Raw genomic sequence first — 24,160 nt, 5'->3', positions numbered from 1 at the left:
GAGCACGGCATAAGCCGTAAAGCCATTGCGCAGGGAAGGCCGGGTGTTCTCCGCTGCCCTGTATGCTCGTGTGCAGCATTTCTTGTGCTAACCGCACACGGGACCGCGGGTGCAGCGCGCACCCGGTCTTCCTTGCGCCCTCTCATGAGAGGGCGGGAAGTTTCTGGCAAAGCTCGGGCGCAGTGCGTCGCGAGATTGCGAAGGTGTGTTCAGTGTTCAGTGCAGCAACAAAGAACGCCGTCGTCCCGGCCTTGACCACAGATGCGCAATTGCGCATCGGGGGACCCATAATCACAGGAAGAAGTTTTGCGGATGGTCTCGGCTACCGAACCTCATCGAGAGATCACGCGGTATGGGTCCCGGCTCAAGGCCGGGACGACGGGATATCGCTGCAATATCAACACCATAGCCCCGCCGTTAACGACGCAATGCAGCCTCCACCAACATTCCATGGCGCTTTGGCTGCGAATGGCCTAAAGGGTGCCTATCTCATTCAAATCGTTCGGGTCATCGGACCCGCGCATCCTCCAGCCGGCAGCCTCGATCGTATGGTTCGAGGCTTTATTCGGCTTTCCGGCGCAGCTGCGCCCATTAAGGTTCTGATCTCGTGACATCCCTGACCACAAGTCCGCCGCTCGCCCGAGCCCTGGCCGAGCGCAATTTCGATTCCCTGACGCCGGTCCAGACCGCCGTGCTGGCAAATGACGCTGCCGGCCGCGACCTGCTGGTGTCGGCGCAGACCGGCTCCGGCAAAACCGTCGCCTATGGCCTCGCCATATCAGCCGAACTGCTCGGCGATGCCGAGCGGTTCGAGCGGGCCGGCGCACCGCTTGCCCTGATCGTCGCACCGACGCGCGAGCTGGCGCTGCAGGTCCATCGCGAACTCGCCTGGCTCTATCAATACGCCGATGCGCGCGTGGTTTCCTGCGTCGGCGGCATGGATCCGCGCCGTGAACAGCGCGAGCTCGCGGCCGGCGCCCACATCGTGGTCGGTACCCCGGGGCGGCTGTGCGATCATTTGAGGCGCAACAGGCTGGATATTTCCGAACTGAAGGCCGTCGTGCTCGACGAGGCCGACGAAATGCTCGATCTCGGTTTTCGCGAGGATATGGAATTCATCCTCGAGACCACGCCGGAGACCCGCCGCACCCTATTGTTCTCGGCGACCCTGCCGCGCGTCATCATCGCCCTGGCCAAGGAATATCAGCAGGAAGCTTTCCGCATCGAGGTTGGCGGCGACGAAGGCGGTCATGCCGACATCGATTACCGCGCCATCCGGATCGCGCCTGGCGACGTCGACCATGCGGTCGTCAACACCTTGCGCTTCTTCGAATCGCCGAGCGCGCTGGTGTTCTGCAACACCCGCGAGGCGGTGCGGCATCTGCAGGCAACGTTGTCGGAGCGCGGCTTCTCGGTCGTGGCGCTATCGGGCGAATTGACCCAGAACGAGCGTACCCACGCACTGCAGGCATTGCGCGACGGCCGCGCCCGCGTTTGCGTCGCGACTGATGTGGCCGCGCGCGGCATCGATCTGCCAAACCTCGATCTCGTCATCCACGCCGATATTCCGAACGATCCTGAAGTCATGCAGCATCGCTCCGGCCGCACCGGCCGTGCCGGCCGCAAGGGGGTTAGCGTTCTATTGGTGCCGCCGGCGCGCAAGCGGCGCGCAGAAGTGCTGCTGAACCTGGCCGGCATCGATGCGATCTGGGGTACGGCGCCGCAGGCCGATGAAATCCGCAAGCTCGATCAAGAGCGCATGCTGAAGGATGCGCTGTTCGCCGAAGAAACTACGCCCGAGGATTTGATGTTGGCGCAGGCCCTGCTCGCCGAGCGCTCGGCCGAGGATATTGCCGCGGCACTGGCGCGCCTCTATCGATCACGGCTGCCCTCGCCGGAAGACATCATCGATCCCGGCGAACATCGCAGCCGGGGCCGCGAGGATCGCGGCCGTGAAAGTGATAGTCGTGCGCCGCGCGGTGACGACCGCAACGCCGGTCCACGATCCAAGTCGAAAAAGCCGTCGGCGCGCCACGTCATGGGCGAGAACAGCGTCTGGTTCCGCGCCTCGATCGGCAGCCGCAAGAATGCCGAGGCGCGCTGGCTGTTGCCGATGATCTGCCGCCGCGGCGGCATCGACAAAACAGACATCGGCGCCATCCGCGTCATGGACACGACGACCGAGTTCGAAATTTCCGCGCGCGCCGCCGACAAATTTGTCGGCAACCTCCGCCGTCCCGACAAGGAAGACAATATTCGCATCGAGCCCTTGCCCGAGGGCCCGCAGGGCGAGCCCGCGGCCGAGAAGCGTCCGCCTGCGCGCGAGCGTGAGGAGAGGGCGCCGAGGCCGCACGGCAAGCCGTGGCAAGACAAGCCGCGGGAAGCAAAGCCCTGGGACAAGCCTCGCGAAGACAAGCCTCACGACGAAAAACCCCGTGATGAAAAGTCCCGTGATGAAAAGTCCTGGGGCAACAAGCCGCCCGGCGGCAAATCCCGCGACAGCAAGCCGTATGAAGACAAGCCTCGCAGCGAAAAGGCGCCTGGATTCGACAAGGAAAGGCGTTACGACAAAAAGCGGCCATTCCGGGAGAAGCCTGCTTATGCCGCCAAGCCGAAACATGCCGGCGCTGCGAAGCCCGCATTCGGAAAGAAGAAAAAGAAGAAATTCCGCGACTGAGGGGGCGTGACGATGGTCTGAGCGTCCGGCATCCTTGAGGCGCGATTCGAAGGAAACGACATGCCCGCCTTTCCGACCTCGACCACCGTCCTCGACTCCATCCTGTTCCGCGACGCCTTCGGCACGCCGGCGATGCGGGACGTGTTTTCGGATTTCAGCCTGATCTCGCGCTACGCCGAAGTCGAGATCGCGCTGGCCAAGGCCGAGGCGCGCTGCGGCGTGATCCCGGCGCAAGCCGCCGAGGAAATCGCAAAGCGAACCGACGTCTCGGCGTTCGATTTCGACCTGCTGCGCAGCGAGACCGATATCGTCGGCTATCCGATCCTGCCGCTGGTGCACCAGATGGCAAACCAATGCGGCGAGGCCGGCCGCTACGTGCATTGGGGCGCGACCACGCAGGACATCATGGACACCGCCGTGGTGCTGCAGGTCCGCGCCGGGCTCGAAATCATCGAGGCTGACATCGCCGCCCTCCGCGGCATCCTCGCCGATCTCTCCAGGCGCTATCGCGACACACCGATGGCGGGGCGCACCCATCTGCAGCAGGCGCTGCCGGTGACGTTCGGCTACAAGACCGCGATTTATCTCGCGATGTTCGATCGCCACGCCGAGCGCCTCGCGCAATTGAAGCCGCGCGTCCTTGTCGGCCAGTTCGCAGGCGCCGCCGGCACGCTGGCCTCGCTCGGCGACAAGGGGTTCGAGGTTCAAAAGGCGCTGTGCGAGGAACTCGGGCTCGGCGTGCCGGTCTCCACGTGGCACGTCGCACGCGACGGCCTTGCGGAAGTGATCAATTTCTTCGGCCTCGTCACCGGCTCGCTCGGCAAGATCGCGCTCGACATCATGATCATGGCGTCGACCGAATTCGCCGAACTCTACGAGCCGTTCGTGAAAGGCCGCGGCGCGTCCTCGACCATGCCGCAGAAACGCAACCCGATTTCATCCGAACTGATGCTGGCGGCGGCCAAGGGCGTGCGCCAACACGCCGGCTTGATGCTGGACGCGATGGTGCAGGACTTCGAGCGCGCCACCGGGCCGTGGCATGCCGAATGGATGGCGATCCCGGAAAGTTTTGTCCTCACCGCAGGCGCGCTGCATCAGGCGAAATTCGCGCTGGGCGGCCTGATCGTGGACGAGACGAAGATGGCTGACAATCTCGACATCAGCCGCGGGTTGATCGTCGCCGAAGCCGTGATGATGGGGCTTGCTCCGGACATCGGCCGGCAGGAGGCGCACGACGTCGTTTATGACGCCTGCCGTGTCGCCAATGACAAAGGCATGACGCTGGCCGATGCGCTGTCCGTGGATCCGCGCGTTTCCTCGCGCATCGACCGCGCGACCATCGACCGCCTGACCTCGCCGAAGAACTATCTCGGCCTCGCGCCCGAGATGGTCGATCGCGTATTGGCGGCGTCGAAGCGTTGAAGGAACCAGCCGGTTCGCCTATCTCTGTAGCAACGATTGATTTGAGGACCCGTCATGACCGCACACGAACGTAATTTTTCGACACCGATCGATCCCGTGAAACTCGACCGCCTTGCCGAGGTCGCCGTGAAGGTCGGCCTGCAGTTGCAGCCGGGCCAGGACCTGCTTTTGACCGCGCCGTCGGTGGCGCTGCCGCTGGTTCGAAAAATTGCCGAGCATGCCTACAAGGCCGGTGCGGGCCTGGTGACGCCGTTCCTCTCCGACGAAGAGATCACGCTGTCGCGCTATCGCTACGGCCACAATGACGGGTTCGATCGCGCGGCCGGCTGGCTCTATGAGGGCATGGCGAAGGCGTTCGGCAATAACACCGCGCGGCTGGCGATCGTCGGTGACAATCCGATGCTGCTGTCGGGCGAGGATCCGACCAAGGTGGCGCGCGCCAGCAAAGCCAATTCGATGGCCTATCAGCCGGCGCTGGAAAAGATCGTCAATTTCGAAACCAACTGGAACATCATCGCCTATCCGAGCCCGGCATGGGCGAAGCAGGTATTTCCCGACGTTGCCGAGGATGTCGCGGTAGCCAAACTGGCGGACGCGATTTTTGCGGCCTCGCGCGTCGATCAGGACGGCGCGGTCGCGGCGTGGGAAAAACACAACGCTGTGCTGCGCGAGCGCACGCAGTGGCTGAACGGCCAGCGCTTCCACGCGCTGAAATATTCGGGGCCGGGAACGGATCTGACGATCGGTCTCGCCGACGGCCATGAATGGGAGGGCGGCGCCTCGACGGCCAAAAACGGCATCACCTGCAACGCCAATATCCCGACCGAGGAAGTCTTCACCACGCCGCACTGCCGGCGCGTCAGCGGGCATGTCGTCAGCTCCAAGCCGCTGTCCTATCAGGGTACCCTGATCGACAACATCGCGGTGCGGTTCGAGGAAGGCCGCATCGTCGACGCAAAGGCGTCGCGCGGCGAGGAAGTGCTCAAGAAGGTGCTCGATACCGACGAGGGCGCGGCGCGGCTCGGCGAAGTGGCGCTGGTGCCGCACTCCTCGCCGATCTCGAAGAGTGGATTGCTGTTCTTCAACACGCTGTTCGACGAGAACGCCGCCTCGCACATCGCGCTCGGCCAATGCTACTCGAAATGTTTCGTCGGCGGCGACAAGCTGACGCCGCAGCAGATCGCGGCGCAAGGCGGCAACAAGAGCCTCATTCATATAGACTGGATGATCGGCTCGGCCGAGACCGACATCGACGGCATTCACACCGACGGAAGCAGCGTCCCGGTGTTCCGCAAGGGCGAATGGGCGTGAGCAGGCGCTCACGCCGGCCGTGAGCTAGGTCAGCTGCAACCTGTAAAAGTCCGTCGCCGTCCTGGAAAACATCGCCGTCTTCTCGGCCTCGCTGTATTGCGCAGCGAGGCGCTTGAAGGCGTTGAAGATCACGTGATAGCTGCACTGGCCTTTATCGGGCGGAAAATTGCTCTCGAACATGCAGCGGCTGGGTCCAAAGGCCTCGATGCACGTCTCTATATAAGGGCGCCACGCGGCGGCGGCCTGTTCCGAAGTCGGCGGCTTCGGCCGCAGATGGAAGTCATAGCCGAGCAGGGCCATCGCAAGCCCGCCGAGCTTGACCACGACATTGGGACATCTGGCGATCTCCTGGATCGAGGCCTTCCAGACTGGAAAGATCTCCTCTCGCCGGCCCGCGTAACTGCCGATGCCGATCGGGCCGCCGCAATGATCGAGCACGATCCTGGTGTCCGGGAAGGCGCGGGCAAGATCGGTGAGTTCGCCGATCTGCGGATGGAACAGCCAGCCTTCGAAACTGAGGTCGAGCGGCGCGAGACAGGCAAAGCCCTTGCGAAAGGTTGCGTCGAGCAGCAGGCCCTGCGGCCGCGTCGCATAAATGCCGGCGACATCGGGATCGGCATCCCACGCCGCGGAATGCCGGATGCCGCGGAAGCGGCCATTGCCGGCGACGATCTCCGCCTCCAGCACCGGCCTGGCGCCTTCGCCAAGCAGCAGATTGACGTGGCTGACGATGCCGGCGCAGATCGCGGCCTTGCCGTATCCGCCGCTCGCCGCCATCGCGGCAATGCCGTTGGCGAATTCTACTTCGCCGACCGGCCGGAACGCCTCGGGCCCACTGGCGCGGTACATAGAACGGCAATCGACATAGACGGTCGCGATGATGTTGTGGCCGGAGGCGACATCGGCCGCCATCTCCTCGATCAAGTAGCGCTGCCCGCCGCGGTCCCAGAGATGATGGTGGGGGTCGACGATCGGGCGGTCGGGGTCGATGATCGCCTCGGTGTGTTGCGCCAGCCAGTCTTCGCGCGGATCGGCATAGAGCCCGCTCTTCGAGGCGGGTGCAGTGCTGACGGCCATGGATGGTCGCTCCCTGATTCTTATTATCGTTGTCGTGCCGGCTCACACCCCGTCGAGAATGATCACCGTCGGCGTGGTGGGCAGCGTTTCCCGCGAAATCTTCAGGGTTCGCTGGGTGCGCTGGTCGATCTCGAACTGCTTGCCGATCAGCCGCATGAATTCGTCGAGCGGGGTCGCAAAACGATGCATCGGCAGCACCACGGAGGCGCGCAGGCGCTTGGTGATTTCGGAGACGCCGTCGAGCGACATCGTGAAGGTGCCGTCGATCGGGACCATCACGATGTCGAGCCGGCCGATCGCCGCGAAATGGCTGTCGTCGAGCTTGTGATGCAGATGGCCGAGATGGCCGATGCAGAGGCCGGCGACCTCGAAGATGAAGATCGAGTTGCCGTCCCGGATCATCTCGCCGCCGGCGCCATCGCCGTAGTAGCGGCGGATGTCGGTGGTCACGTTGCGGATATAGACATCATCGACGCGCAGGCCGACCAGCGCAGGCTGCCCCTTCTCACCCCAGCCGTGCAGCACATGCTTGATCTTGGGGTCGGGAAACAGCGTGAAATGCGTCGAATGCGCCCGGTTCATGGTGACGACGTCGGGCAGCCGCCCGGTCTGGTAGTAGCCGTTGAAATCGGTGCCGATCCGCACCCCGCCGGGCGTGTCGATGTAATAGGTGGAATGACCGACATAGGTGATCGCGACTTCTTCCACCTTGGCGGCGGTGCGGCGGAGGCTGACCGGCACAGCCCACGGCGGGGCGTTGGCCATCGCCAGGCATTCACTGCGGAGCGGCGATTGCGCGGTCGCAGGAACGATCAGCGAACCGAGAAAGGCAGTGGCAAGCACGAGCGATCGCAGCATGGCATGACCCGTATGCGGCGACGGCCGCTGGCATACTGTATCGCCGAATTCAGCGCCCGTCATGATGTCAATCGCGCACAGCTCCCGTGCCACATTTGCTTCACCGGCGTTAGGCGATACCGTGTGGCCGGATGCCACAACGGAGTGACGCCTTGACCGAACAAGCCTCCACGCCAGCCAAAAAGACCCCACGCGCACCATCTTCGAGGCGGCTGGAACCGCTGCGCAGCATAGATGCCGGCGTGCTCAAGATCGCCTATTACGAGGCGGGTCCGGCGGATGGGCCGGTCGTCATGCTGATGCACGGCTTCCCTTACGACATTCACACCTATGTGGACGTGGCGCCGCAGCTTGCCGCCGAAGGGTGCCGCGTCATCGTTCCCTATCTGCGCGGCTATGGGCCGACCCGGTTTCGCGACAAGGCCACGCGGCGGTCGGGCGAGCAGGCGGCATTGGGCGCGGATTTGATGGCGCTGATGGATGCGCTCGGCATCAAGCGCGCGGTGTTCGCGGGCTATGATTGGGGCGGCCGCGCCGCCTGTATCGGTGCGGCACTCTGGCCGGAGCGCTGCATCGGCCTGGTGTCGGTCAACGGCTACAACATCCAGGATATCGCCAACGCGATGGTGCCGGCGCGGCCGGACCGCGAAGTGGCGCTCTGGTATCAGTATTATTTCCAGCTCGAGCGTGGCCGCGCCGGCCTTGCCGCCGACCGGCGCGGGATCGCCAAGTTATTATGGCAGCAATGGTCGCCGAACTGGCATTTCGACGACGCCTGCTTCGAGCGGACCGCAGTCGCGCACGACAATCCTGACTATGTCGAGGTGGTGATCCACAGCTATCGCCATCGCTACGGCCTTGCCGAGGGTGATCCGCAATATGCCGATCTGCAGCGCCGGTTGGCGGCGCAGCCCGCGATTGTGGTGCCGACCATTACGCTCGACGGCGACGGGGATGGCGTGAGCCCGGCCACCGACGGCAGCAAGAGCGCGCCGAAATTCGCCGGCCGCCGGGTTCATCGGGTGGTGCCGCGCGCCGGGCATAATTTGCCGCAGGAAGAGCCCGAGGCGTTTGCGGCGGCGGTGCTGGAATTGATCAGGGCGTAGGCAGAGCAGCGATCGAACGAGCGAAGTTGAGAAGCAGTAGCTGGCTACGCCGTCGCCAATCGATCGAGCCGTCAGGCTCTCCCTTTCCCTGGATCCGAGGGAGCGCCGAGTTGTGGCGGTGGCCCGAGGTCATCGTCGAGTGAGCTCTTCAGCAGCTTGAGCTCGATGTCCAGATTGCCGAGGTCGGCACTCTGCAAATTCCTCGCGTAATGGGTGAACGCGGTATCGAGCCGGTCGATCAGTTCAGCCGTCGTGGTGATCCGCACCGTGTCGCGCATGCCGCCCTTCTCAAGCAGCGCGTAGGCCTCGGCGAGTTCGGCCGCCCGCGGCAAATAATAGGTGAGGAAGCGCCGCACCAGGTCGACGCGCAGCGGGTCATCTTCGACACCCGCGAAGATCTCGCGGGAAACCCGCGCCAGATGGCGCACGCGGTCGGCGACCTCAGGCGTGCCGATCGAACTCACGGCGACCTCCAGCCGCACCGCCAGCGGCTCGGCATCGGTCAGCAGTTCCCGCGCGAATTCGATTCTGCCTCGCGCGGCCCCGCTGGAATCCAGCCCCTCGAACGGTTTGCGCGGCGAAAACGCCGTCACCAGCCCGCCGCCCGCCGCCAGGCTGACGATGCAGGCGACCCAGAATGGCATGCCGGCGCCGATCGCCAGCACCGGCAGCAGGACGGCGGCCGCGGCGCCGCCCGCGATCCAGTTCATGGCTGAAAAGCCTGATAGCATTCCGTTATAGCCTCGCACCGCGCGAAGCGCCAAGCGCCAGCGCCAACAGCAGGCCGGCAAGGCAACGTCGCATCGCGGACTTCATGTCGTCGACTTGGACATCGCTGACTTCAACTCGTCGGTCAATTGCGCCATCCGCTGCTCGATCTCGGCGCGCTTCTTGCGGCCTTCCGCCTGGACGTTGAGGACGCCCGAAATCGTGTCGACCAGATCGCTATTGGTTTTCTCCAGCGTCGCGATATCGATGATGCCGCGCTGTGATTGCTTTTCGATCTCGATCGCCTGGGTCTTCATCATCTCAGAGGCCTGTTTCATCATCTCGTTGGTGGCGTCGGTGACGGTCTTCTGCAAGTCGAGCGCGGACTTCTGGCGGGTAAGGCCGAGCAGCAGGATCATCTTCTGCTTCCAGACCGGGATCGTCAGTTCGGTCGTCGCCTGCAGGTTCTCGATTAGGGTCTCGTCGCCGGACTGCACGATACGGATCTGCGGCAACTGCTGAATGCCGATCTGGCGCGCCTGCTGCAGATAGAAGACGCGCTTCTCGAGCCGGTCGAGCGCCTGCGCGGCATCCTGATAGGTTTGCGCCGCCAGCAAGGCGTCGCTGCCTTCGCCGGCTGCCTTCACGGCCTGTTCAAGTTCGATCAGCCGGCCACGGCGGAAGTCTTCGGCAAAGGTCTTGCCGGCGGCGATGTGCGAATCGAGGTCGCCGAGCGATGCCTTGGTTTGTTCGTGCAGTTCGTCCAGCACGGCGATATCGCGCCGCAAGGTTTCCTTGTTGCGGTCGAGTTCGACGCAGACGCGGTCGATCTGGGAGGCGACGTCGCCGAATTGTTCGGAGAACCGCCGCAAGCGCGATTCCATCGAGGAGAACAGGCGCGTGAAAAAGCCGCTGTCCTTGAGCGTCGCTGGATCGAGCCCGCGCGCCTTGCCCAGGATGTCCGACAACAATTTGCCTGTCGTCCCGAGCTCCCGGTTCTGGGTTTGGGCGAGGATGCGGTCCGCGAACTCAACGACTGATCGCTGCGCGCGATCGCCGAAGGTAACGATGCGCGACCGATCGGAGATGTCGATCTCCGACTTGATCCGCGCGACCGCGGTCGCGTCCACCATGACCGCCGGGACATTGATGGCTTCGCTCATCGCGCTTCCTCTCCTGTGTGCTCATTCCCGGGGTGCCACATGGTGCCGCGGTAGTGCTTCGGCAAGATAGCCCAGCCAGCCAAACGAATCGATGACGGCGGCGTGGCCTCCCAGCCAATCAGGCTTGCCGGAAATCTGTCCTCAACTTCAATAGGATATCGCTTTGTCGGGGCTCGATCTGCCGAGGTTCACGGCTGAATGCCGGACGCTTCCGCATCAATCCCTTCGCGGGCTGATCTTCCACGTCCCGGCCAGCATCAGCGCGGTCATGGCGCCGCTGATGAGGGCGGCGATCGGGATTGTGACGGCGAGGATCGCGGTCGCCGCCCATCCGATCGAGCAGAACGCCTCGGCAAATGTCGCGATGCGTGACGAGGTCTGGCGGCGGCGAAACTGGCTGCGCTTGGCCTGGACGCGAAACCACAGCTGGATCGCGGCCGCCGACACGGTGGCGATGACGACGAAGATGGCGGTGACCGCTGCCTGCACGGGCGAGGCCAAGGCCAGTGCAGCCACCAAGGGAGCGAAGATGACGCCGATCGCGATCATCACCACTTCGACCTTGGCCCTGATCACGCTGCCGGGCGGCATCGGGGCGGTCGCGACCAGATCTGCCGCGTCCTCGCCTGAAATCGTCAGCCAGGCGAGACCGCCGGCGAGCTGGCCGGCCGCCATCACGATCACGGGCGTGATCAGGACGGTCGCGGCCGAGCTATCGGAGAAGCTGCGCCACAGCATCAGCGCCGGCGGCACCAGATAAAGCAATTGCATCAGGCTCTGCGACACCAGCCAGGGATCGCGCCGCAGCAGCATGAACTCCTTCCAGCGCAGCGCGGCTTGCCGCGAACCGCGGCGAAACGAGGTCGTCCGCGACCCGCGTCGGGTTGTCGTTGCGGTCGCGGCGGCGCTGACGACGGTGCCGGCAAATTTTGGCGAGAAGACCGCCATCACGCCGCCGAGCAGCACGAGGCTGCCGGCCAGCAGAAGCGAGAGCATTTCGCCGTCCCCGATCGCGGCGCGCGCCGGCCACCACAGCGGACTGTCGAAATCGGGGGCGTAGGCCGCCGCGGCGTCCGACGTCAGCACCGTGAACCGCGACAGCGTGCCGTAGGAGAGGATCGCGGCGACCTGAAGCGCGATGACAAAACCCGCGCCGATGACGGCGGCGAGAATTTGCGCGGCGAGCCGCGTGCGGCTCGGGCCGATCAAGCGAAACAATAGTACCGTGATTGCGATCGCAACCGCCGCGGCCGACAGGCCAATGGCGATGACGACGCCAAACGCCGAAAACCACCTGATGCCGCCGCCGATCACGAGAACGTCGACGAAAGGGCTCGACAACAGCAGCGCCATGGCCGTGACCGAGAGTGCGATTGCCGCGATCCGCACCGAGAAGATGTTGGTCAGCCTGACCGGCGACGACATGATCAAATCGAGGTCGGCGCGCGCATAGAACACCCGCGTCACCGATTCGATCGCCTGCGACAGCATCAGGGCCCAGGCCAGGAAGATCGTTGCTGACATGACGATCAGCGTCGGCTTGTCGAGCGGGGCCTGCAGATCGGCAAAGCGGCCGATCACCGCATAGGCCGGCAGATGCAGGAAGGCGGCGAGCACGAGCAGCCCGATCACGGCGCGCGTTCGTTTTCGCCGCGCGCCCGTCATCATGGCGAGCCATTCGCGCCACGCCAGCCGGATTTCGTGCCGGGCAAACCAGGTGAGATCAGCGGCCGAACTCATGCGGCCGCGTCGGTGTCGACGAGTGCAATGAACATGTCTTCGAGGCTGGTGTCGTTACGGCCGTTCTGCTGGCGCAATTCGGTGAGCGTGCCTTCGGCCACCAGCCGGCCCGCGGCGATGACGCCGATCCGGTCGGCCATCCGTTCGGCGACTTCGAGAATATGCGTCGTCATGATGACGGTGCAGCCGGCGCGGACGCGTGCCTGCAGCAATCCCTTGACGTGACGCGCGGACAGCGCGTCGAGGCCGGTGAGCGGTTCATCGAGGATGATCAGGCGGGGGTCATGGACCAGTGCACCGGCCAACGCCACCTTCTGGCGCATACCTTTCGAAAAGCCTTCGCAGCGTTCGTGCAGATGCGGCTGAAGCCCGAGCGACACCAGCAGATCCTGCGCGGAGGATTCGGCAATCGAAGCATCGACGCCCCAGAGGCCGGCAACGAATTCGAGATATTCCAGGGGCGTCAGCTTGTCATAAATCATCGGCTCGTCCGACACCCACGCCATGATCTGCTTGGCGGCGACGGGATCGGCGAGTGCATCGATGCCCAATATAGAGACAGCGCCGGCGTCGGGCCGCAACAGCCCGGCCACCATGCGCAACGTCGTGGTCTTGCCGGCACCGTTGGGGCCGAGCAGGGCGTAGAATTCGCCGCGGTGGACGGTGAGATCGAGGGCATCGACCGCCGGGCGGTCAAAACGCTTCGTTAACCCTCGCACCTGCAACGCTGATACATCGGGGTTCATGAGGTCGGGACGGTCCGGGTTTCATGTGTCGCCGCGAACCATGGACCCAAGAACTTTCGGTGCGGTGAATCGAAGACCCCAAATCGCGCCGATATGAACGCTTCCAAGGCAACTTCCAAGGCAACTTCCAAGGCAACTTCCAAGGCGACTTCAAAGCCAACTTCCGCCCTGCGGCATTTCTGCGCAATTGTTAACGCGGGTCGCAACCAGCGCTCTGTTGACAGTCGTCGGCGCTTTGGTCTCAATGGGGACGGACATATGTGGCCTTCAGCGCTTCGACACAAGAGCGCGAAGGCAGGATGCGTTAAGGCGATCCGTAGAATCGCGGGGCATCCGGGGGAGGGGAATCAATGCTGGACTTCGTTCAGCAACTGGTGAGTGGCATCGCACTTGGCTGCGTTTACGGCCTGATCGCGCTCGGCTTCGTGCTGGTGTACAAGGCCACCGAGGTCGTCAATTTCGCCCAGGGCGATTTGATGATGCTGGGCGGTTTCTTCGCCTTCACTTTCATCGGTATGCTCGGCCTCAATTACTGGCTCGGATTCGCCGGCGCCGTCATCTGCATGGCGCTGTTTGGCATGCTGGCCGAACGCGTGGTGGTGCGTCCGATCCTCGGCTATCCCCAGTTTTCCATCATCATGGCGACGATCGGGCTCGGATACTTCCTGCGCTCCATCGCCGGCATGATCTGGGGCACCGACGACCTCAAGATCGAGACCCCGTTCAGCCAGGGCGTGTTGCGGATCGGCTCGCTGGTGCTGGCCCATGACAAGCTCTCGGTGATCGCTGCGACCATCATCCTTTGCGGCTTGCTCTATCTGTTCTTCAACCGCACCACGCTCGGCACCGCGATGCGCGCCAGTTCCGAGAACATGCTGGCTGCCTATTACATGGGCATTCCGGTCAAGCGGGTGGTGTCGATCGTCTGGGCGATCAGCGCTGCGGTCGCAACAGCTGCCGGCGTGCTGCTGGCTCCGATCACCTTCATTCATTCCAACGTCGGGCTGGTGCTGGGATTGAAGGCGTTTCCCGCCGCGGTGCTCGGCGGCTTCGGATCGATTCCAGGTGCGGTGGTCGGTGGTGTCCTGATCGGCGTGATTGAGAGCATGGCCGGCTTCTATCTGCCGCAAGGCTGGAAAGACGTCGCGCCTTACCTCGTTCTCCTCGTGGTGTTGCTGCTCAAACCCGAAGGCCTGTTCGGTGTGCACACACGCAAGAAGGTTTAGGGGCCGCGATGCGTTTTCTCTTCAAGACCGACTACGAAGACGACATCCGGTTGATGCCGCACAGCGGCTATCTGGTCACCTATGGCGTGCTGCTGGCACTGCTGGCGATCGCGCCGTTTGTGCTGTCCAGCTATATTGTCAGCCAGCTAGTGTTCGTCTGCATCTACGCTACCGTCGGCGTCGGGCTGATGATCCTGACCGGCTTTACCGGGCAGGCGTCGCTGGGGCACGCCGCCTTCCTCGCCATCGGCGCCTATACGGCGGCCTTCCTGCAGCAATACAACGTCCCGTTTCCGGTGTATTTCCTGGCCGCAGGCCTGCTGACCGGCGTAGTCGGCGCGCTGGTCGGATTCCCGGCGCTGCGGCTGCAGGGCATCTATCTCGTCATTGCGACGATTTCCTTTGCCTTCATCGTCGAGGAAATCCTGGCGCGCTGGGAAAGCGTGACCCATGGCAATGAGGGCATGCGCGTCAAGACCATGCAGTTGTTCGGCATGGCGATATCGCGCGATAGTCCGAGCTTCTATTTCCTTTGTCTGGGTTTCCTGATCCTGACCATCGTCGGCACCCTGAACCTCCTGCGTTCGCCGACCGGCCGCGCCTTCGTCGCCATCCGCGACAGCGAGACGGCGGCGCGCAGCATGGGCATCAACGTCTCGCTCTACAAGGTCAAGTCGTTTGCGATCAGCGCCGCGATCACCGGATTCGCGGGCTGCCTGTTCGCCCACAAACTTTCCTTCATCAGCCCGGAAATGTTCACGCTGCTGCTCTCGATCGAGTTCATCATCGTGATCCTGATCGGCGGCTCGTTCAGTCTGCACGGCGCGGTGCTGGGCGCCATCTTCCTGGTCATGATCGATCCGCTCCTGACCTATCTTAAGGACGACTTGCCCGGAATGATCGCGGGCGTCGCTTCGACGTTTGGCGCGGGCAAGGAGAGTGCGTCTCAAATTCAGGACAAGGCCGCCGCCATCGCTTCCGCCAACGGCCTCAAGGGCGCGATCTACGGCCTGATCATCGTGCTGTTCGTGCTGTTCGAGCCGCTTGGCCTCTACGGACGCTGGCTGAAGATCAAGCTCTTCTTCCAGCTGTTCCCGCTCTACAAGCGCGCCACTTTCAAGCGGCAGAAAATCTATGTGAAGTCGGAGCGGAACCGATGACCTATTTCCGTGCCGAAGACCTGTCCTTGCACTTCGGTGGCCTCAAGGCGGTCGATGCCGTCAGCTTCGCGGTGGAGAAGGGCGAGATCCTCTCGATCATCGGCCCCAACGGCGCCGGCAAGAGCTCGATCTTCAATCTGATTTCGCGCATTTACCCGCCGACCTCGGGCAAGATCTACTTCGAGGATCAAGACATCACCCAGCAGCCGGCTTACGAAATCGCCGGCCTCGGCATTGCCCGCACCTTTCAGAACATCGAACTGTTCGAGAACGCGACGATGCTGAGCAATCTCTTGGTCGGCCGGCACCGCCACTCCACCACGCAGCTGTGGCAGGAGTTGCTGTTCCTGCCGAGCGTGCGCGCCCACGAAAAGGCGCATCGCCGCCGTGTCGAGCAGGTGATCGAGTTCCTCGACCTCGAAGTCTATCGCGACAAGCTGATCTCGGGGCTGCCCTACGGCGTCCGCAAGGTGATCGAGCTTGCACGCGCGCTGTGCTCGGAGCCGAAACTGATCCTGCTGGACGAGCCGTCTTCCGGGCTGAACGTCGAGGAAACCGGCGACATGTCGTTCTGGATCCGCGACCTGAAGACCGACCTCGGCATCACCGTTCTGATGGTCGAACACGACATGTCGCTGGTGAACCGGGTGTCGGACCGGGTGATCGCACTGAATTACGGCAAGGTGATCGCGATGGGGTCACCTTCCGAAGTGCAGCGCCATCCCGACGTCGTCGCCGCCTATCTCGGCGCATAAGGATGATGCCATGAGTGCTCCCGACATCATCCTGAAGCTCAGCAATATCGAGAGCTATTACGGGCCGATTCAGGCGATCAGGGGCATCAGCCTCGAAGTGCCGCGTGGCAAGATCGTCACACTGCTCGGCGCCAACGGCGCCGGCAAGACCACCGTTTTGAAAACCATTTCCGGCATCCTCGATCCGCAGAAGGGATCAATCGAATTTCTGGGCAAATCAATCCAGCGCGTGGAAGCCGACAAGATCGTGCGGCTGGGCCTGAGCCACGTGCCGGAGGGGCGCGAAGTGTTCCCGTTTCTCTCCGTGCGCGAGAACCTGATGATGGGCGCCTATCCGCGCAAGGATCGCGACGGCGTCGCCGAGGATCTTGAGCGCGTCTATGGCTATTTCCCCCGGCTGAAGGAACGCATCAACCAGCCGGCCGGACAGCTCTCCGGCGGGGAACAGCAGATGCTGGCGATCGGGCGCGCGTTGATGAACCGGCCGACGCTGTTGTTGCTGGACGAACCCTCGCTCGGGCTGTCACCGATCCTGGTGAAGGAGATTTTCACCATCATCAAGCGCGTCAACGAAGAGCAGGGCATGTCGATCCTGCTGGTCGAGCAGAACGCCAAGGTGGCGCTGGAGACGGCGCACTATGGCTATGTGCTGGAAATCGGCCGGGTCGTCATGAACGACAGCTGCGAGCGGCTGATGCATTCAAAGGACATCCAGGAATTCTATCTCGGCGCCAAGGAAGAGGGCGCTCGCGGTGAGCGACGCTGGAAAAAGAAGAAGACATGGCGCTAAACGACGCAGTTAAGGCATTGGCGTTCCTAGTGATTTGGAGCTAAATTCGAGCTGCTTCCGAAAACAAGACCGGCTGACAAGACCGGCGGCGGACGCAGGCGAGAGAGGGAGGAAGACGCATGGCCAGACCGGCAGTGCTGACGGTCGCCGACACGCTAGCGAAGAGTTTTCTGCTGTCCGTGGAAACGCGCGGCGACCGGCCGGCGATCCGCGAAAAGAAGTTCGGTATCTGGGAGCCGACCAGCTGGCGGCAGTGGCTGCAGATATCGAAAGATATCGCCTACGCCTTGCATGCCACCGGCTTCAAGCCGGGCGACGTCGCCTCGATCATCGCGAACGCGGTTCCGGAGTGGGTGTATGCCGACATGGGCATCCTCTGCGCCGGCGGCGTCTCATCCGGGATCTATCCAACCGACTCGTCGGTCCAGGTCGAATACCTCATCAACGATTCCTCGACACGCGTGATCTTCGCCGAGGATGAAGAGCAGCTCGACAAGATCCTGTCCTGCCGCGAACGCTGCCCGACCTTGCAGAAGATCGTCGTGTTCGACATGGAAGGCCTCTCTGGCTTCAGCGACCCGATGGTGATGTCGCTGGCCGAATTCACCGCCCTCGGGCGCAACCACAGTCACGACGATCCGGCGCTGTGGGATGCGATGATCGCCAGCCGAGGCGCGGGCGATCTGGCCATCCTCGTCTACACGTCAGGCACGACCGGTCCGCCCAAGGGCGCGATGCATTCCAACCGCAGCGTGACGCACCAGATGCGCCACGCCAACGATCTGTTCCCCTCCACCGACGCCGAAGAGCGGCTGGTGTTCCTGCCGCTCTGTCATGTCGCCGAGCGGATCGGTGGCTATTACATTTCGCTGGCACTGGGGTCGGTGATGAATTTCGCCGAAAGCCCGGAAACCGTGCCGGACAATCTGCGCGAAGTGCAGCCGACCGCGTTCCTGGCGGTGCCGCGGATCTGGGAAAAATTCTATTCCGGGATCACGATTGCACTCAAGGACGCGACGCCGTTCCAGAACTGGATGTACCGCCAGGCGCTGGGAATCGGCAATCGCGTGACCGAGAGCAAGCTCGAGGGTAAAACGCCGCCGCTGACCTTGCGGATCGCCAATCAGTTCGCCTATTGGCTGGTGTTCCGCAACATTCGCCGCATGCTCGGGCTCGATCGCTGCCGTCTGGCCTTTACCGGGGCTGCGCCGATCGCGCCGGATCTGATCCGCTGGTATCTCGCACTCGGCATCGACATGCGCGAGGTCTACGGCCAGACCGAGAATTGCGGTGTGGCCACCGTGATGCCGCCCGACCGCATGAAGCTGGGCTCAGTCGGCAAGGCCGCGCCCTGGGGTGAGGTCGCGATTTCCCCGCAAGGCGAAATCCTGATCAAGGGCGACTTCCTGTTCATGGGTTACCTAAACCAGCCGGAGAAGACCGCAGAGACCATCGACGCCAAAGGCTGGCTGCACACGGGCGACGTCGGCTCGATCGACAATGAGGGCTTCGTCAAGATCACCGACCGGATGAAGGACATCATCATCACCTCGGGCGGCAAGAACATCACGCCGTCCGAGATCGAGAATCAGCTGAAATTCTCGCCTTACGTCTCGGACGCGGTGGTGATCGGCGACAAGCGGCCGTACCTCACCTGTCTCATCATGATCGACCAGGAGAATGTCGAGAAGTTCGCGCAGGACCACGACATTCCCTTCACCAACTACGCGAGCCTGTGCCGCGCGCCCGAGATCCAGGACCTGATCCAGCGCGAGATCGAGGCGGTCAACGTCAACTTCGCGCGGGTCGAGACCATCAAGAAATTTTTCCTGATCGAGCGTCAGCTGACGCCCGAAGACGAGGAATTGACGCCGACCATGAAATTGAAGCGCAGTTTTGTGAACAAGCGTTACGCGGCCGAGATCGGCGCCATGTACGGCGAACGGGCGGTGGCGTAACGGACGAACTTTGAGCAAAATTTGTAGAAACGGCGAAGGACAAGAAGGCCCCACCCTTCGCTCAACACGGGCCAACGAAGAGGAGACTGCAATGTCGAAATCGTATAGGGCGTTGGGCCTTGCGGTGAGCGCCCTTGCGCTGACCCATTTGCCAGCCTACGCCCAGACCAAGGTTACCAATGAAGGCATCTCGGCGAGCGAGATCGTCATCGGCACCCATCAGGATCTGTCCGGCCCGATCAAGGGCTGGGGCGTTCCGGTGTCCAACGGCATGAAGATGGCGGTTGAGGAAACCAACGCCGCCGGCGGCATTCACGGCCGCAAGATCAAGTTGGTCCTGGAGGACTCCGGCTACGATCCGAAGCGCGCGGTGCTCGCGTCGCAGAAGATGGTGGAGCGTGACAAGGTGTTCGCGATGGTCGGACCGATGGGCTCGCCCACCGTGCTCGCCTCGCAGGACATTCTGTTCGATGCCGGCGTGTTGCAGCTGTTTCCGCTGACCGCGGCCGAATTCACCTACAAGTTCGACCCGGCCAAGCCGCAGGAGCGGTTGAAGTTCAATAATCTGCTGCCCTATGTCGAGAGCACCCGCGCTGCCGTCAAATACATGATCGAGAACAAGAGCTTCAAGAAGCCCTGCATCATGCATCAGGACGACGAGTACGGTAAGAACGTGCTCGACGGCTTTACCCAGCAGGTAACCGCGATGAAGATGACACCGGCATCGGTAACCAGCTACAAGCGCGGCGCGTCCGACTTCAGTGCGCAGGTCGCCAAAATGAAAGCCGACGGCTGCGATATGGTAGTGCTCGGCACCGTGCTCCGCGAGACCATCGGTGCGATGGGCGAAGCCAAGAAGCTCGGATGGGACGTGACGTTCCTCGGCGCCACGCCGACCAACGTGCTTGAAGTGCCGGCGCTCGGCAAGGAAGCGGTGGAAGGGCTGTATGCCGCCTCCGGCTTCGAAATTCCCTACGAGGACACCGCGAAGGGGAAAGTGAAGGACTGGCTCGTCAACTACAAGAAAATGTTCGGCACCGACGCCAACACCCAGGCGATCATCGGCTACAATGCGGTGATGACGTTCGCGCATTATGCCAACAAGGCCGGCAAGGATCTGACCGGCCAGAAGATGCTCGATGCGCTGGAGTCCGGCGACAAGTTCCAGGATATCTTCAGTTCGCCACCGACCGTGTTCTCGAAAACCAACCATCTCGCCACCACCATCACCCAGGTCCAGCAGGTCAAGAACGGCCGCTGGGTGCTGGTGAAGGAAGGCCTGATGTTCTGAGGCGCGTCTTCCGAAGGCTTGCCTTCCAAACGATGAAGGGCTGCGCGATCACCTCGCGCAGCCCTTTTTATTGTGCATTTCCGCTGGTTCCTCTGTCATTGCCTGTGGCAAACGCGAAGCGTTTGCGCAAGGGAGCAAAGACGAAGCAATCCATTCTTGCTTGTTGGCTATGGATTGCTTCGCTTGCGCTCGCAATGACGGCTGCTACTTCTTCGGCTGAATCGGTCCAGCGATGCGCTGGATGAAATCAGCCGGTCATCGCCAATGCACGCTCCAATAAAAAGGGCTGCGCGATCATATTGCGCAGCCCTTTTTTTGGGATGGATCCCACTCTCCGTCATGCCCGGGCATCGCCGTCTGAAGGACGGCGTCGCTTCCGCTCGCCTACGTCCCGGGCATCCACGTCTTGGCGGCATAAAAAAGAAGACGTGGATGGCCGGGACAAGCCGGCCATGACGAGTTGGGCTACTGCTTCGGCTGTCCAGCTGCTTCGGCCGGCTTCGGCCTGATCGCATCCGCCGTGCCCTGGATGAAGGCGACGATCTTCGTTACGTCAGCTTCGGTCAGCTTGCCGGTGAAGTCAGGCATGCCCTGGTCGCGGAACGGACCCTTGAACACGAAGTCCTTCAGGTTCTCGATGGTCTCCTTCGGAACATAGCCGAGGTTTCGGACATTGCCGCCCTTGTCGATGCCGGGCACGCCGTGGCACTGCGCGCAGGCGGTGACATAGAGCGCGGTGCCATCGGGCACGTCCTTCGGGTCATACTTGACGCCGGCGAGCAGGCCCTCGGTCTGGTACTTCACGAAGGCCGGCAGCGGCGCCTTGCCGTCGACCGCGAAGGTGTAGACCGTGCCCGGGCTGCGCAGTTCGGTGGCGCGTGCGGCGATGCCGAACACGCCGCCCCAGCCGACCGCGATCGACACATATTGCTTGCCGTCGAGCATATAGGTCGAGGCCGCCGCGACCACGCCGGTGCCGGTCGGCGACTCCCAGAGCTTTTCGCCTGACGTGGCGTTGTAGGCAATGAAGCGTCCGTCAGCCGTGCCCTGGAAAACCAGATTGCCCGCGGTGGTGAGCGTGCCGCCGTTCCACGGCGCCACATATTCCGCGCGCCAGGCCTCCTTCTGCTTGACCGGATCCCAGGCGATCAACCGGCCGAACGGCGCTGATTTCGGCGGCGTCGCATTCAGCATGAAGCCGACATTCCAGCCCGCAGCGGACGCGAATTTGCCCGGCTCCTGCGCATTATGCTTGAAGGCCTTTTCCGGCGTCAGGTTCACCGGAATGTTCTGCGCCGGCAGATAGACGAGGCCGGTCTGCGGATTGAACGACATCGGGTGCCAGTTATGGGCGCCGTACGGGCCGGGAATGCTGTCATACTGTTCTCTCCCACGCGCCGCCGGCACTTCGATCGGCCGACCATTGGCGTCGTAACCGGTCGCCCAGTTCACATCGACGAAGTTCTTGGCCGAGATGAACTTGCCGTTGGTGCGGTCGACGACGAAGAAGAAACCGTTCTTCGGTGCATGGAGAATGACCTTCCTTGGCGCGCCATCGATGTTGATGTCCGCCAGGATCATCGGCTGCGTCGATGTGTAGTCCCAATGATCGCCGGGGGTTTCCTGATAGTGCCAGATGTATTTGCCGGTGTCGGCGTTCAGCGCCACCAGCGACGCCAAATAGAGATTGTCACCGCCGGATGGGCTGCGGAGGTCCCGATTCCATGGCGAGCCGTTACCGGTGCCGACATAGACCATGTTCAGGTCGGGATCGAAGGTGATGGTGTCCCACACCGTTCCACCGCCGCCGTTGAGCCAGTATTTCCCGGCCGGATCCCAGGTCTTGGCGGCTGCCGCCATCGATTCATCTTCGAACGGTTTTGAGGGATCGCCGGGCACCGTGAACCAGCGCCAGGCCTGGTTGCCGGTCTCGGCGTCATAGGCGGTGATGTAGCCGCGCGCGCCATATTCGGCGCCGCCATTGCCGATCACGACCTTGCCGTTGAATACGCGCGGCGCGCCGGTGATGGTGTAGGAGTGCTCCTTGCTGACGATGGTGTCCTTTTCCCAGACGACCTTGCCGGTGACGGCATCGAGCGCGATCAGGCGGCCGTCATAGGCGCCGAGGAAAACCTTGCCCTTCCAGAGCGCCACGCCGCGATTGACGACGTCGCAACAGCCCTTGTAGCCCTTCTCCTTGTCAATGCCGGGATCGAAGGTCCAGAGCCTCTTGCCGGTTCGGGCGTCGATCGCATGCACCACGCTCCAGGAGGCGGTCTGGTACATGATGCCATCGACCACCACCGGGGTAGCCTCGACACCGCGCGAGGATTCGAGCGGATAGCTCCACACCAGGCCGAGCTTCTTGACGTTGTCGGTGTTGATCTGGTTCAGCTTGGAAAAGCGCGTTTCCGCGTAATCGAGGCCGATGGTCGGCCAGTCGTTCGATGTCGCGGTGTTGGCCTTGATCGAGGCGCCGTCGACCGCCGAGGTGACGGCCTTGATGTGCTCCGGCGATCCCTTGGCGGGACTTTGCGCGAGTGCCGCCGTGGAGGAGACCGCCAGCCCAAGCCCGATCGCCAGCGCAAGGCGAACCGGCCGATGCAAGTTGGAAAAGCTGTCAGGAAAAAAACGGCAAACAGAATCACCGTACGGCGAACGCGTCATCCTAGTCCCCTCCAATGATCTCTAGCGGATCTGTCGGAATGGTATGCCGGTGGGAACGACGGCGTCAATCAAGTGCGAGCGCGAAAAGAAAAAGAGAAAATTTGTATCGTCATGTTTTCGCCAAACGGAATGCAGCATGCGGTCCGGCTGCACTGCAGCATGGCATGATGACTCTCGTTGATCCCAATGAAAATTGCGGGAAGCGTTGTATCCGATATCCCAGAGCGGATCATGGGCGCGCATGGCGGCACCGAGCGGCCGCAGCATTGGTCGTGCGGTGTTTGATAGTCGCGGCGCAATGAAATCGCTCAATCGGCTGTCGTCGGAGCCTGATTGGCGGGCGCGACACGGCCGGGCGCTGCCAGAGCGCTGATCACGACCGGTGCTTCGGGATTGCGAGATGCGGCAATGAGCACGGGCGCATCGGTGTATCGCATGACGCTGTGCTGATCGATCACGAAGGTCGGCCGGTAATTCCGGATGTCGGAATCCTCAACCATCGCCATGCGGCGGTTATCCAGCGTCAGCCAGTGCCCGTCGAGCCGCGCGGCGGCAACCGCGTGATCCTCACCGCGGACGGTGTCACGCATGATCACGATCCTTAAGTCGTCGGGCGCAATGCCGGCCCGGCGCAACGCCACGAATTTCGCAATGGCGTAATCCTCGCAGTCGCCGCCCCGCGTCAGCGTCGTGAGCGGCGAGGCCCAGACGTCGAGCTGGCCATATTGGGCGAGGTCGCTCACCGGCCTGACCGCAAGGTTGATGGCCCGATTGATCTCGCCGAGCCGGGCGCGGCCCTCGCGAAGTTTGGCGGCGTCGATGATGGCTAGAAATTGCAGCGCGGCCGGCGAGACGCAGCCTTCGCGGTCGCCCTCGCACAGCGCAAGCTGCACCATTTCGTCCTCAAGGCGGCGCTGCAAACTTTGCCATTTCTCGTGCAATCCGCCGTCGAGAAGCATCGCGGTGGGCTGCCCGAACGGCTGGGTGGATTTCTTGATCAGAACCGCCGTGCCGGGGGAGAGCAGCGTTCCGGCGGCCGCCGGTCCGAACCAGGCCAAGCCGCTTATGGACAGGCCGCACGCGAGGAAGGCTGCGCGCAACGCACGCGGATAATTTGAGATCGCCATCTGACACCCCTCGTCCGGGCATTATCGGCAGGCTCGTTAACCTACTCGTGACCGGATCATTTCGCTGGGGGCATAGTGGGTAGGTGGGCTTTTGATCTGCTTAAAACCCGCGATATCGGGCCGGAAAGCGCGAAACAGCTTAAAATTTGTCTCGCCGGTTTCCCGAAAATTTTATCGAACCTTTGCGGAGCCGTGACTGCCCTATCCATGGGATGGTGCTTAACCACGCGTTATCGTTGTTTTCAGGTTAATATGACTAATCTGGTCAGATTCGCGTGAGTTGTGAGCCAAGTCACAGTTTTGACTTGGAAAATCGCATCATATACCGGGGTTATACGGGGGAAGAGAATTGATAAGTATAGACCGCAGACGTTTTAC

19 protein-coding genes are annotated in these 24,160 nt (G+C 62.7%); 10 read left to right on the top strand and 9 right to left on the bottom strand.

What is annotated here, in order from left to right; translation table 11 throughout:
• The first annotated feature begins 607 nt into the window (after positions 1-607).
• The 3 genes from JQ574_RS32495 to JQ574_RS32485 are packed head-to-tail and all read left to right on the top strand — an operon-like array spanning position 608 to position 5,410.
• The gene (locus JQ574_RS32495; protein WP_212209369.1) at positions 608-2,677 is read left to right on the top strand and encodes a DEAD/DEAH box helicase; all 2,070 of its coding nucleotides are present in this window, start codon (positions 608-610) and stop codon (positions 2,675-2,677) included.
• 60 nt (positions 2,678-2,737) lie between these two features.
• Positions 2,738-4,099, top strand: a complete 1,362-nt coding sequence (locus tag JQ574_RS32490; RefSeq protein ID WP_212209370.1) for an adenylosuccinate lyase family protein — start codon at positions 2,738-2,740, stop codon at positions 4,097-4,099.
• Positions 4,100-4,153: 54 nt separating this feature from the next.
• Positions 4,154-5,410 carry an aminopeptidase gene (locus tag JQ574_RS32485; protein ID WP_212209371.1) on the top strand — a complete coding sequence of 419 codons (1,257 nt, stop codon included), beginning with the start codon at positions 4,154-4,156 and terminating at the stop codon, positions 5,408-5,410.
• Between the two features lie 24 nt (positions 5,411-5,434).
• On the opposite strand, the gene JQ574_RS32480 is transcribed toward JQ574_RS32485, so the two are convergent.
• Both JQ574_RS32480 and JQ574_RS32475 read right to left on the bottom strand, forming a co-directional pair.
• Positions 5,435-6,487 (bottom strand): amidohydrolase, encoded by a 1,053-nt coding sequence (locus JQ574_RS32480; RefSeq protein ID WP_212209372.1) that lies wholly within the window; start codon positions 6,485-6,487, stop codon positions 5,435-5,437.
• Between the two features lie 42 nt (positions 6,488-6,529).
• Positions 6,530-7,345, bottom strand: a complete 816-nt coding sequence (locus JQ574_RS32475) for an MBL fold metallo-hydrolase (protein ID WP_212209405.1) — start codon at positions 7,343-7,345, stop codon at positions 6,530-6,532.
• 221 nt (positions 7,346-7,566) lie between these two features.
• Between JQ574_RS32475 and JQ574_RS32470 the strand changes: the two genes are divergently transcribed.
• On the top strand, positions 7,567-8,451 hold the full coding sequence (locus JQ574_RS32470; protein WP_409363408.1) for an alpha/beta fold hydrolase: 885 nt from the start codon (positions 7,567-7,569) through the stop codon (positions 8,449-8,451).
• A 71-nt stretch (positions 8,452-8,522) separates the two neighbouring features.
• Here JQ574_RS32470 and JQ574_RS32465 read toward each other — a convergent pair whose 3' ends face one another.
• The 4 genes from JQ574_RS32465 to JQ574_RS32450 all read right to left on the bottom strand — a co-directional run bounded on the left by JQ574_RS32465 (position 8,523) and on the right by JQ574_RS32450 (position 12,808).
• On the bottom strand, positions 8,523-9,161 hold the full coding sequence (locus tag JQ574_RS32465) for a 5-bromo-4-chloroindolyl phosphate hydrolysis family protein (RefSeq protein ID WP_249119748.1): 639 nt from the start codon (positions 9,159-9,161) through the stop codon (positions 8,523-8,525).
• Between the two features lie 102 nt (positions 9,162-9,263).
• Complete coding sequence (locus JQ574_RS32460) at positions 9,264-10,322, bottom strand: toxic anion resistance protein (RefSeq protein ID WP_212209375.1); 1,059 nt, start codon at positions 10,320-10,322, stop codon at positions 9,264-9,266.
• Between the two features lie 216 nt (positions 10,323-10,538).
• On the bottom strand, positions 10,539-12,062 hold the full coding sequence (locus tag JQ574_RS32455; RefSeq protein WP_212209376.1) for a permease: 1,524 nt from the start codon (positions 12,060-12,062) through the stop codon (positions 10,539-10,541).
• Positions 12,059-12,808 (bottom strand): ABC transporter ATP-binding protein, encoded by a 750-nt coding sequence (locus JQ574_RS32450; protein WP_211999308.1) that lies wholly within the window; start codon positions 12,806-12,808, stop codon positions 12,059-12,061. Before JQ574_RS32450 ends, JQ574_RS32455 begins: the two co-directional genes overlap by 4 nt.
• 350 nt (positions 12,809-13,158) lie before the next feature.
• Between JQ574_RS32450 and JQ574_RS32445 the strand changes: the two genes are divergently transcribed.
• From JQ574_RS32445 to JQ574_RS32420, 6 genes are all read left to right on the top strand, one after another.
• Positions 13,159-14,034, top strand: coding sequence for a branched-chain amino acid ABC transporter permease (locus tag JQ574_RS32445; RefSeq protein WP_212209377.1), 876 nt, complete (start codon positions 13,159-13,161; stop codon positions 14,032-14,034).
• Positions 14,035-14,042: 8 nt separating this feature from the next.
• Positions 14,043-15,194, top strand: coding sequence for a branched-chain amino acid ABC transporter permease (locus JQ574_RS32440; protein WP_212209378.1), 1,152 nt, complete (start codon positions 14,043-14,045; stop codon positions 15,192-15,194).
• Positions 15,191-15,949, top strand: coding sequence for an ABC transporter ATP-binding protein (locus tag JQ574_RS32435; protein ID WP_212209379.1), 759 nt, complete (start codon positions 15,191-15,193; stop codon positions 15,947-15,949). Before JQ574_RS32440 ends, JQ574_RS32435 begins: the two co-directional genes overlap by 4 nt.
• A 10-nt stretch (positions 15,950-15,959) precedes the next feature.
• The gene (locus tag JQ574_RS32430) at positions 15,960-16,739 is read left to right on the top strand and encodes an ABC transporter ATP-binding protein (protein ID WP_211999311.1); all 780 of its coding nucleotides are present in this window, start codon (positions 15,960-15,962) and stop codon (positions 16,737-16,739) included.
• A 119-nt stretch (positions 16,740-16,858) separates the two neighbouring features.
• Positions 16,859-18,697: a long-chain fatty acid--CoA ligase gene (locus tag JQ574_RS32425; protein ID WP_212209380.1), complete on the top strand. Its 1,839-nt coding sequence runs from the start codon at positions 16,859-16,861 to the stop codon at positions 18,695-18,697.
• 91 nt (positions 18,698-18,788) lie between these two features.
• The gene (locus JQ574_RS32420) at positions 18,789-19,988 is read left to right on the top strand and encodes an ABC transporter substrate-binding protein (RefSeq protein WP_212209381.1); all 1,200 of its coding nucleotides are present in this window, start codon (positions 18,789-18,791) and stop codon (positions 19,986-19,988) included.
• A gap of 465 nt (positions 19,989-20,453) precedes the next feature.
• On the opposite strand, the gene JQ574_RS32415 is transcribed toward JQ574_RS32420, so the two are convergent.
• Genes JQ574_RS32415 through JQ574_RS32405 form a run of 3 tightly spaced genes read right to left on the bottom strand, consistent with a single transcriptional unit; the run spans position 20,454 to position 23,782 of the window.
• A complete protein-coding gene (locus tag JQ574_RS32415) occupies positions 20,454-22,655 on the bottom strand; it encodes a PQQ-dependent dehydrogenase, methanol/ethanol family (RefSeq protein WP_212209382.1) in 2,202 nt (733 codons plus the stop codon).
• 21 nt (positions 22,656-22,676) lie between these two features.
• Positions 22,677-22,967, bottom strand: a complete 291-nt coding sequence (locus tag JQ574_RS32410) for a hypothetical protein (RefSeq protein ID WP_212384176.1) — start codon at positions 22,965-22,967, stop codon at positions 22,677-22,679.
• Positions 22,964-23,782 (bottom strand): transglutaminase-like cysteine peptidase, encoded by an 819-nt coding sequence (locus tag JQ574_RS32405; RefSeq protein ID WP_212209384.1) that lies wholly within the window; start codon positions 23,780-23,782, stop codon positions 22,964-22,966. Before JQ574_RS32405 ends, JQ574_RS32410 begins: the two co-directional genes overlap by 4 nt.
• Positions 23,783-24,160: the final 378 nt, after the last annotated feature.

The organism is Bradyrhizobium sp. AUGA SZCCT0158, from assembly GCF_018130065.1.
GTDB lineage: Bacteria > Pseudomonadota > Alphaproteobacteria > Rhizobiales > Xanthobacteraceae > Bradyrhizobium.
The sequence above is the reverse complement of the archived record's forward strand: the minus strand, read 5'-3'. Positions and strand labels throughout refer to the sequence as shown.

What these genes read in the sequence shown, in the direction of transcription:
- JQ574_RS32490 (WP_212209370.1), top strand. Translation starts at nt 2,738, where the DNA reads ATGCCCGCCTTTCCGACCTCGACCACCGTCCTCGACTCCATCCTGTTC.
- JQ574_RS32485 (WP_212209371.1), top strand. Translation starts at nt 4,154, where the DNA reads ATGACCGCACACGAACGTAATTTTTCGACACCGATCGATCCCGTGAAA.
- JQ574_RS32480 (WP_212209372.1), bottom strand. Translation starts at nt 6,487, where the DNA reads ATGGCCGTCAGCACTGCACCCGCCTCGAAGAGCGGGCTCTATGCCGAT.
- JQ574_RS32475 (WP_212209405.1), bottom strand. Translation starts at nt 7,345, where the DNA reads ATGCTGCGATCGCTCGTGCTTGCCACTGCCTTTCTCGGTTCGCTGATC.
- JQ574_RS32465 (WP_249119748.1), bottom strand. Translation starts at nt 9,161, where the DNA reads ATGAACTGGATCGCGGGCGGCGCCGCGGCCGCCGTCCTGCTGCCGGTG.
- JQ574_RS32460 (WP_212209375.1), bottom strand. Translation starts at nt 10,322, where the DNA reads ATGAGCGAAGCCATCAATGTCCCGGCGGTCATGGTGGACGCGACCGCG.
- JQ574_RS32455 (WP_212209376.1), bottom strand. Translation starts at nt 12,062, where the DNA reads ATGAGTTCGGCCGCTGATCTCACCTGGTTTGCCCGGCACGAAATCCGG.
- JQ574_RS32450 (WP_211999308.1), bottom strand. Translation starts at nt 12,808, where the DNA reads ATGAACCCCGATGTATCAGCGTTGCAGGTGCGAGGGTTAACGAAGCGT.
- JQ574_RS32445 (WP_212209377.1), top strand. Translation starts at nt 13,159, where the DNA reads ATGCTGGACTTCGTTCAGCAACTGGTGAGTGGCATCGCACTTGGCTGC.
- JQ574_RS32440 (WP_212209378.1), top strand. Translation starts at nt 14,043, where the DNA reads ATGCGTTTTCTCTTCAAGACCGACTACGAAGACGACATCCGGTTGATG.
- JQ574_RS32435 (WP_212209379.1), top strand. Translation starts at nt 15,191, where the DNA reads ATGACCTATTTCCGTGCCGAAGACCTGTCCTTGCACTTCGGTGGCCTC.
- JQ574_RS32430 (WP_211999311.1), top strand. Translation starts at nt 15,960, where the DNA reads ATGAGTGCTCCCGACATCATCCTGAAGCTCAGCAATATCGAGAGCTAT.
- JQ574_RS32425 (WP_212209380.1), top strand. Translation starts at nt 16,859, where the DNA reads ATGGCCAGACCGGCAGTGCTGACGGTCGCCGACACGCTAGCGAAGAGT.
- JQ574_RS32420 (WP_212209381.1), top strand. Translation starts at nt 18,789, where the DNA reads ATGTCGAAATCGTATAGGGCGTTGGGCCTTGCGGTGAGCGCCCTTGCG.
- JQ574_RS32415 (WP_212209382.1), bottom strand. Translation starts at nt 22,655, where the DNA reads ATGACGCGTTCGCCGTACGGTGATTCTGTTTGCCGTTTTTTTCCTGAC.
- JQ574_RS32405 (WP_212209384.1), bottom strand. Translation starts at nt 23,782, where the DNA reads ATGGCGATCTCAAATTATCCGCGTGCGTTGCGCGCAGCCTTCCTCGCG.